Raw genomic sequence first — 8,250 nt, forward strand, 5'->3', positions numbered from 1 at the left:
CGCCGGCGCGGCGGGCGCCGGCGCGAGGCCGACGGCCGGCGTTCAGATCGCCGGCGGCGGCTCGGCCACGATCGGCAGGCGCACGATCGCCACGGTCGCATCGTCGGGGTCTGCGGTGATCGAGAACCCCAGTTGGCGGCACATCGCCAGCATCGTGGTGTTCTCCCGCAGCACCTGCCCCTCGACCATCCGCAGCCCCTGCCAGCGGGCGTACTCGATCATGATCCGCATCAGCCGCCAGCCCAGGCCCGCGCCCTTGAGATCGGAGCGCACCATGATCCCGTACTCACCGGTGTCGTAGTTGGCGTCGGCCAGCAGGCGCACCGCGCCGAGCATCTCGCCGCTGGCCGGGTCGATCGCCGCCAGCGCGATCGAGCGCGCATAGTCGAGCTGGGTGAGCCGGGCGATGAATTCGTGGCTGAAGTGACGCACCGCGCTGAAGAAGCGCAGCCGCAGGTCGTCGGTGCTGACCCGTTCGAAGAAGCGCAGGAACATCGCCTCATCCTCCGGGCGCACCGGGCGCACGAACACATCGCTGCCATTGCCAAGCGCGATCGTGCGCTCCCACTCCTTCGGATACGGGAACACCGCAAAACGCGGGTGTCCTCGGCCGGGATGCAGCCGCTGCACCGGACCCACTGCGACCCGCGCATCGACCGCAATCACGCCATCGCGATCGGCGAGCAGCGGATTGACGTCGACCTCTTGGATCTCGGGAATGTCGGCGGCCATCTGCGCCAGTTTCACCAGCAGCAGCGCCACCGCCCGTTCGTCGGCCGCCGGCACATCGCGGTAGGCCTTGAGGATGCGCGCCACGCGCGTGCGTCCGATCAACTCGTGCGCCAGGCGCAAATCCAGCGGCGGCAACGCCAGGGCCTTGTCGTCGATGATCTCGACCGCGGTGCCGCCGCGGCCGAAGACCACCACCGGGCCGAAGGTCGGGTCGTCGGCGATGCCGGCAATCAGTTCGCGCGCCTTGGGCCGCACGACCATCGGGTGCACGGTGACGCCGTCGATCCGCGCCTGCGGGCGCGCGGCCCGGGCGCAGCGCAGCAGCTCGTCCGCGGCCTCGCGCACCGCGTCCACGCTCGCCAGGTTCAGCCGCACGCCGTCGATGTCGGACTTGTGCGGGATGTCGCGCGACCAGATCTTCACCGCCACCGCGCCGCCACGCTCGAGCAGGGCCGCCGCCGCCCCGGCCGCCGCGTCGGCATCGGGCACCGGGATCGCCTCGGCGATCGGGATGTCGTAGGCGGCAAACAACCGGGCGATCGCTGGCGGGTCGAGCCAGCGCTGGCCGTCGGCGAGCGCCGCCTCGACAACCGCGCGTGCGCCGGCGACATCGACGTTGAAGTCGTCAGGCAGGCTCGGCGGCGTTTCCATCAACGCGCGCTGCGCCTGCTGGTGTCGCACCAGATACATGAAGCCGCGCACGGCGCCAGCCTCGCTGGTGAAGGCATGCACGCCGGCGTCGGCCAGAATCCGCCGCGCCTCGGGATGCTCGCCCACCAGCACGCCGAACACCGGCTTACGCGCGGCCTCACGCGGATGCGCGCGCAGCGTCTCGACGACGGCGCGCGCGACCTCGGGCGGCGAAGACAGCACGGTCGGCACGTTCATGACCAGGATCGCGTCGTTGTCCTGGTCCTGCAGCAGCGCGGCCAGAGTCGTGGCGTAGCGCGGGCCGTCGGCGTCGCCGAGCATGTCGACCGCGTTGCGGCGCGACCAGCCGCGCGGCAACGCGGCATCGAGCGTCTCGAGCGTGGTGTCCGACAGTGCAGCGCGCTCGCCGCCCAGGTCGACCAGGCGGTCGAGTGCGAGCATGCCCACGCCGATCCCGTTGGTCATCACCGCCAAGCGATTGCCGGGCGGCATCCGCAACCGCGACAGCGTCGCCGCGGCCGCGAACAGTTCGTCGAGCGCATGCACGCGAAGCAAGCCGGCGCGCCGGAACGCCGCGTCGTAGACCGCATCCGGGCTGGCCAGCGCGGCAGTGTGCGTCTGCGGCGGCTCGGCGCTGCGCGCATGCCGGCCAGGCTTGACCACCACCACGGGCTTTGCGCGTGCGGCGGCACGCGCGGCCGAGAGGAACTTGCGGGCGTCACGTACGCGCTCGACGTAGAGCAGGATCGCGCGGGTGCGGCGGTCGGTGGCGAAGTAGTCGAGCAGGTCGGCAAAGTCGACATCCAAGCCGTCGCCGAGCGAGGCCACGGCCGAGAATCCGATTCCGCGCGAGCGGCCCCACTCGATCATGCCGGCGGCCACGGCGCCCGACTGCGAGATCAGCGCCAGTTCGCCCGGTGCCGGCGCGTGCGCGGCGAAGCTGGCGAACAACCGCGCATGCGGCGCGATGACGCCCAGGCAGTTCGGCCCGACGATGCGCAGACCGCGGCTGCGCGCGATCTCGGCCAGCGCTGCGTTATGCGAGCCCGGCCCGCTGCCCATGTCGCGCGTGAGCACGATCGCGGCCTTGGCGCCCCGGTCGGCGGCGGCGCGGGCCACGTCGGCAACGTCGGCCGGCGGCGCGGCGATGATCACCAATTCAGGCGCGAACGGCAGCGCCTCGAGCGTCGTCACCGCATCCACGCCATCGATCTGCGCATGACGCGGATTGACCAGCCCGATGGGGCCGGTGAACCCGCCGTCGCGCAACTGTTGCAGCACCAGCCGCCCGAGCGAACGCGGCCGCGGGCTGGCGCCGACGACGGCGACCGACGCCGGTCGGAACACCGATTCCAGTGCATAGATGCTCATCGGCGCGCGTCTGGCCTCCCGCTGGACGAGACCCTGACGATACACGAGGCCAGGCGCACACTGCCTGAGGCGAACCGACGCAGGCGCCGCACGGCACGCAATCTCGCGTCAACGCATCAGATGGTCGGCGACACGGGCCAGGTCCTGCGCGAATTGATGTTCGGCCTGCGCCCGGTCGGGCGCACGCATGCGCAGCAGCGCGGACGGATGCCAGGTCGCGAGCGCGCGCCGGCCGTTGGGCAGCGTCTGCCAGGCGCCGCGCTGGGTCGAGACCCGGAAGGCATTGCCGAACAAGGTCTGCGCGGCCATTGCCCCCAGCGCGACCACCACCGCGGGCGCGATGCGCTCCAGTTCGCCTGCAAGCCAGGGCCGGCACGCGGCCTGCTCGCTCGCATTGGCGCGCTGGTGCAGCCGACGCTTGCCGCGCGGTACGAACTTGAAATGCTTGACTGCGTTGGTGAGGTAGACCGACGCAGTATCGATGCCGACCTGCGCCAGGGTCTCGCGCAGCAGTTGCCCCGCGGGACCGACGAAGGGCTGCCCGGCGAGATCCTCGCGGTCACCGGGTTGCTCGCCGACCAGCACCAGCCGAGCAGACGCCGGCCCGCGTCCGAACACGGTCTGGGTGGCTGGCCGCCACAGCGGGCAGGCGCGGCACTGTGCCGCCTCGGCGCGAAGCCGGGACAGCGCGCCGTTCGGAATCGCATCGACGGGCTTGGCCATCCACGTGGAGCTGGCGGGCGTTGTCGGCTTGACGGCCATGGCGACACGCTCGCAATCGAGGTGTCGGCAGGCAGTGACGACAACAGGCGTGCCGGCTGCATCGCTTCTCGGGCATGACAGCGTCCACTAAGCTGGGCCCATGCGCACGTCTTCCGATTTCCAGCTGCGGATCCGCCTCGACAGCGTCATGCTCGGGCCGGGCAAGGCGGATCTGTTGGCGGGCATTCGCGAGACGGGCTCAATCTCGGCGGCCGGTCGCCGCATGGCGATGAGCTATCGGCGCGCTTGGCAGCTGGTCGAAGAGATGAACCTCTACTTCGGTGCGCCAGTGGCGGCGACGCTGACTGGGGGCAAGGGCGGCGGCGGGGCGGCGTTGACGCCGTTGGGAGACGAAGTCCTCGCGCTCTATCGCAGCATGGAGGCGAACTGCCTGGACGCGATCGCCGAGGATCTGGCACAACTGCGGCGCCTGCGCCGCTGATCCGACACCAAAGCACGCAGGTTGCTCTGACTCAATCGCCCGCCCATTCCGCTTAGTGAATCGCTCCGCAAAACCGGGGCCAGAGTGCAATTTCGGCTCGAAATTGCACTCTGGCCCCGGTTTTCGATTCAACTTTGATGGACGGGTCACGCTTCTTCGCCGAAGTCACACGCCCAACCTCCACAGCCGCGGCCTGGCGGCCGGTGGCTGCGTCAAGCGCGCCATGGGTGAGCCCGCTTAGCTTGCGCGGCATGCCGCGCGAGCGGGTGAACGCCCGGCGTGCTTCGCCGGGCCGGACCGATCCGCGAAGCGGAGCGGGCGCGCGCCCGAGTCAAGGCAGGATGCCTTGCCGAGGGAAGAGCGGCTACCGGGCGGCGGGCTGCTGCCTGTCCGAAGTAAGTCAGGCCGTTGCCCGCGGCAAACAACGAAGCCGCGCAAAGAAAAACCCCCGCCGGAATCCGGCGGGGGTTTAGGGTAAAGACCCTGGCGATGACCTACTCTCGCATGCTAGATGCACACTACCATCGGCGCATGTACGTTTCACTTCCGAGTTCGGAATGGGATCGGGTGGTTCCATACAGCTATTGTCACCAGGGAGAGGGTGGAGGGTCGCCAGGATGTGGGGAGTCTTCGCATTTTTGGACAGTCCGCACATGGAAGTGCGGGCTTTATGCGAGGGACTCGCCATACCGGCGCTCACGCTCTCAGAGGTTGGGAAGTAGCGAACATTGGGACGACTGTACGTGTCGTAGGGCCAAGGATGCTTCGGATTGCGAAGCAACTTGAGGTTATATGGTCAAGCCACACGGATCATTAGTACTGGTTAGCTCAATACATTGCTGTACTTACACACCCAGCCTATCAACCACCTGGTCTTGATGGTTCCTTCAGGGGAGTCAAGCTCCCGGGAGATCTCATCTTGAGGCGCGCTTCCCGCTTAGATGCTTTCAGCGGTTATCGCTTCCGAACATAGCTACCCGGCAGTGCCACTGGCGTGACAACCGGAACACCAGAGGTTCGTCCACTCCGGTCCTCTCGTACTAGGAGCAGCCCCTCTCAAATCTCCAACGCCCATGGCAGATAGGGACCGAACTGTCTCACGACGTTCTGAACCCAGCTCGCGTACCACTTTAAATGGCGAACAGCCATACCCTTGGGACCGACTACAGCCCCAGGATGTGATGAGCCGACATCGAGGTGCCAAACACCGCCGTCGATATGAACTCTTGGGCGGTATCAGCCTGTTATCCCCGGAGTACCTTTTATCCGTTGAGCGATGGCCCTTCCATACAGAACCACCGGATCACTAAGTCCTACTTTCGTACCTGCTTGATCCGTCGATCTTGCAGTCAAGCACGCTTATGCCTTTGCACACAGTGCGCGATGTCCGACCGCGCTGAGCGTACCTTCGAGCTCCTCCGTTACTCTTTGGGAGGAGACCGCCCCAGTCAAACTACCCACCATACACGGTCCCCGATCCGGATAACGGACCTAGGTTAGAACGTCAAGCACGACAGGGTGGTATTTCAAGGTTGGCTCCGCTGCAGCTAGCGCCACAGTTTCATAGCCTCCCACCTATCCTACACAGACGAACTCAACGTTCAGTGTAAAGCTATAGTAAAGGTTCACGGGGTCTTTCCGTCTTGCCACGGGAACGCTGCATCTTCACAGCGATTTCAATTTCACTGAGTCTCGGGTGGAGACAGCGCCGCCATCGTTACGCCATTCGTGCAGGTCGGAACTTACCCGACAAGGAATTTCGCTACCTTAGGACCGTTATAGTTACGGCCGCCGTTTACCGGGGCTTCGATCAAGAGCTTCGCCTTGCGGCTGACCCCATCAATTAACCTTCCGGCACCGGGCAGGCGTCAGACCCTATACGTCCACTTTCGTGTTTGCAGAGTCCTGTGTTTTTGATAAACAGTCGCAGCGGCCTGGTCACTGCGGCCCTCGATCGCTATAGCTCGCACGAGCCACGATCAAGGGCGCACCTTCTCCCGAAGTTACGGTGCTATGTTGCCTAGTTCCTTCACCCGAGTTCTCTCAAGCGCCTGAGAATTCTCTTCCTACCCACCTGTGTCGGTTTACGGTACGGTCTGCATAAGCTGAAGCTTAGGGGCTTTTCCTGGAAGCGTGGTATCAGTCACTTCGCTCTAATGAGCTCGTCTCGGTGCTCGGAGTTAAAGGGTCCCGGATTTGCCTAAGACCCACTCCTACCGCCTTTCTCCAGGACAACCAACGCCTGGTAGACCTAACCTTCTCCGTCCCCCATCGCACTTATGCGAGGTGCTGGAATATTAACCAGCTTCCCATCGACTACGCATTTCTGCCTCGCCTTAGGGGCCGACTCACCCTGCGTCGATTAACGTTGCGCAAGGAAACCTTGGGCTTTCGGCGTGAGGGCTTTTCACCCTCATTATCGTTACTCATGTCAGCATTCGCACTTCCGATACCTCCAACGGACTTCTCAATCCGCCTTCGACGGCTTACGGAACGCTCCTCTACCGCGCACAACAAGTTGTGCACCCCAAGCTTCGGTTTATCACTTAGCCCCGTTAAATCTTCCGCGCAGACCGACTCGACCAGTGAGCTATTACGCTTTCTTTAAAGGGTGGCTGCTTCTAAGCCAACCTCCTGGCTGTCTGTGCCTTTCCACATCGTTTCCCACTTAGTGATAATTTGGGACCTTAGCTGTGGGTCTGGGTTGTTTCCCTTTTCACGACGGACGTTAGCACCCGCCGTGTGTCTCCCATGCAGTCTGTCCTGGTATTCGGAGTTTGCAATGGTTTGGTAAGTCGCAATGACCCCCTAGCCATAACAGTGCTCTACCCCCAGGAAGATTCACATGAGGCGCTACCTAAATAGCTTTCGAGGAGAACCAGCTATCTCCGGGTTCGATTAGCTTTTCACTCCTAATCACACCTCATCCCCTACCTTTGCAACGGGAGTGGGTTCGGGCCTCCAGTTGATGTTACTCAACCTTCACCCTGGGCATGACTAGATCACCCGGTTTCGGGTCTATTACCCGCGACTATGCGCCCTTATCAGACTCGGTTTCCCTTCGCCTCCCCTATACGGTTAAGCTTGCCACGAACAATAAGTCGCTGACCCATTATACAAAAGGTACGCCGTCACCCTTACGGGCTCCGACTGCTTGTACGCACACGGTTTCAGGGTCTATTTCACTCCCCTCTCCGGGGTTCTTTTCGCCTTTCCCTCACGGTACTGGTTCACTATCGGTCGGTCAGGAGTATTTAGCCTTGGAGGATGGTCCCCCATGTTCAGACAGGGTTTCTCGTGCCCCGCCCTACTCAATTTCATCGAAATGGCCCTTTCGCATACAGGGCTATCACCTTCTATGGCCGGTCTTTCCAGGACCGTTTTGCTAGAACCATATCGACTTTTGGGCTGTTCCCCGTTCGCTCGTCACTACTCAGGGAATCTCGGTTGATTTCTTTTCCTACGGTTACTTAGATATTTCAGTTCACCGCGTTCGCCTCCAGCAGCTATGTATTCACTGCAGGATACTGCCGAAGCAGTGGGTTTCCCCATTCGGACATTGCCGGATCAAAGCTTGTTGCCAGCTCCCCGACACTTTTCGCAGGCTACCACGTCCTTCATCGCCTCTGACCGCCAAGGCATCCACCGTGTGCGCTTATTCGCTTGACCATATAACCCCAAGTCGCCTCGGAGTCATACTTCTACCGATGGGTACAAATCATCGGCACGAACTATAACGACTCAATTTCTTAGGGACTCGAAGTCCCCGCCTTAGCCTCACGACACGTATGAGTCTTTGTCTCAAACGCTCGCTACTTCCCTATTTTTCAAAGATCTGTCGTCAGGCCACAATGCCCGGCAACGTTCAAATCTGATGTGTGCGCAGCGATCGGTGTCATCAAGAATCAAGATGGTGGAGCCTGTCGGGATCGAACCGACGACCCCCTGCTTGCAAAGCAGGTGCTCTCCCAGCTGAGCTAAGGCCCCGTTTTTCAAAGCCCACACATGCGTGCGTACTTCTGCGAAGGGACTCGCAGGTGGTGGGTCTGGGAGGACTCGAACCACCGGCCTCACCCTTATCAGGGGTGCGCTCTAACCACCTGAGCTACAGACCCAGTCTTGCTCTTGATTACCAATCGTGCAGGTTACTTGTGAGGACGCCTGGACAGGCAAATCGTTGCCTTGTCTCTAAAGGAGGTGATCCAGCCGCACCTTCCGATACGGCTACCTTGTTACGACTTCACCCCAGTCATCGGCCACACCGTGGTAAGCGTCCTCCTTGCGGTTAGACT

The 8,250-nt window shown here is 63.0% G+C and carries 3 protein-coding genes, 2 tRNA genes and 3 rRNA genes (1 of these 8 only partly in view); 1 reads left to right on the plus strand and 7 read right to left on the minus strand.

All coding sequences use genetic code 11. The annotated features are described in order from the left end of the window. Positions 1-42 precede the first annotated feature (42 nt). Together BEN78_05235 and BEN78_05240 are read right to left on the minus strand one after the other, a co-directional pair. A complete protein-coding gene (locus BEN78_05235; GenBank protein ID ASR42876.1) occupies positions 43-2,754 on the minus strand; it encodes a GNAT family N-acetyltransferase in 2,712 nt (903 codons plus the stop codon). A 108-nt stretch (positions 2,755-2,862) separates the two neighbouring features. Then, positions 2,863-3,516 (minus strand): uracil-DNA glycosylase, encoded by a 654-nt coding sequence (locus tag BEN78_05240; protein ID ASR42877.1) that lies wholly within the window; start codon positions 3,514-3,516, stop codon positions 2,863-2,865. Between the two features lie 100 nt (positions 3,517-3,616). Between BEN78_05240 and BEN78_05245 the strand changes: the two genes are divergently transcribed. Further along, entirely contained in the window at positions 3,617-3,958 is a 342-nt protein-coding gene (locus BEN78_05245) for a hypothetical protein (GenBank protein ASR42878.1), read from the plus strand. A 481-nt stretch (positions 3,959-4,439) separates the two neighbouring features. On the opposite strand, the gene rrf is transcribed toward BEN78_05245, so the two are convergent. The 5 genes from rrf to BEN78_05270 all read right to left on the minus strand — a co-directional run. Then, positions 4,440-4,553, minus strand: a 5S ribosomal RNA gene (gene rrf / locus BEN78_05250). Positions 4,554-4,741: 188 nt separating this feature from the next. Further along, positions 4,742-7,634: ribosomal RNA gene (locus tag BEN78_05255) — 23S ribosomal RNA — on the minus strand. Between the two features lie 235 nt (positions 7,635-7,869). Beyond that, positions 7,870-7,945: transfer RNA gene (locus BEN78_05260), tRNA-Ala, on the minus strand. Positions 7,946-7,996: 51 nt separating this feature from the next. Next, positions 7,997-8,073, minus strand: a tRNA-Ile gene (locus tag BEN78_05265). 72 nt (positions 8,074-8,145) lie between these two features. Next, positions 8,146-8,250 (minus strand): 16S ribosomal RNA (locus tag BEN78_05270) (it continues 1,443 nt past the right edge of the window). Together the 16S, 23S and 5S rRNA genes with 2 tRNA genes alongside form the textbook arrangement of a ribosomal RNA operon.

This window comes from Xanthomonas citri pv. mangiferaeindicae (assembly GCA_002240395.1).
Taxonomy (GTDB): domain Bacteria; phylum Pseudomonadota; class Gammaproteobacteria; order Xanthomonadales; family Xanthomonadaceae; genus Luteimonas; species Luteimonas citri_A.

Excerpts from the sequence above, each read along its gene's own strand:
- BEN78_05240 (ASR42877.1), bottom strand. The coding sequence starts at position 3,516 with ATGGCCGTCAAGCCGACAACGCCCGCCAGCTCCACGTGGATGGCCAAG.
- BEN78_05235 (ASR42876.1), bottom strand. The coding sequence starts at position 2,754 with ATGAGCATCTATGCACTGGAATCGGTGTTCCGACCGGCGTCGGTCGCC.
- BEN78_05245 (ASR42878.1), top strand. The coding sequence starts at position 3,617 with ATGCGCACGTCTTCCGATTTCCAGCTGCGGATCCGCCTCGACAGCGTC.